The organism is Stenotrophomonas sp. STEN023 (assembly GCF_056760135.1).
Map to the genome: position 1 here is coordinate 1 of NZ_JBRREF010000167.1, position 494 is coordinate 494.

The 494-nt window shown below is 51.6% G+C and carries 1 protein-coding gene; it reads right to left on the reverse strand.

The annotated features are described in order from the left end of the window. Nucleotides 1-40: 40 nt before the first annotated feature. The gene (locus tag ACVOLV_RS22180; protein WP_481556240.1) at nt 41-373 is read right to left on the reverse strand and encodes a hypothetical protein; all 333 of its coding nucleotides are present in this window, start codon (nt 371-373) and stop codon (nt 41-43) included. Nucleotides 374-494: the final 121 nt, after the last annotated feature.

Sequence of the window (494 nt, forward strand, 5' to 3'; positions counted from 1 at the left end):
TTTTACAATCCAAAACGCCGCCACAGTCATCTAGGCGGGGTCAGTCCTGACGAGTTCGAGGCAGCGCATCGCCACCCTCGGTCAGGTGTCCACTAAATCCTGGGAACTCCATTTTGGCTTTGCGAACCAATTCAAACTCGTGCGGAAGCATATAGAGCCCACCAAATCCATGACTGCCGTCGCCGAATTCAAACCAAATGGAGACGCTGGCTTTTCCCGCCTCCGGGAAGTCATCGATCGCGTACTCATTGTTGAGCATGCCCTCAATGTGTGACCTCTCATCATCGGGTAGAAGATCAAGAAATTCTTCGGAGACTCCAACTACTCGGACGACATCGCCAATCTCGACTTTAGTGCCATTTCGGTCCTTCACAAATTCCCCTATGAATCGCCCAGGATTTCGTAGACACCTCGCAGCCATAAACTATGGCTTAGGCGGAGGTGGTTATGAGCACGAAGCGTTATACGGATGAGTTCAAGATCGAGGCGGTTCG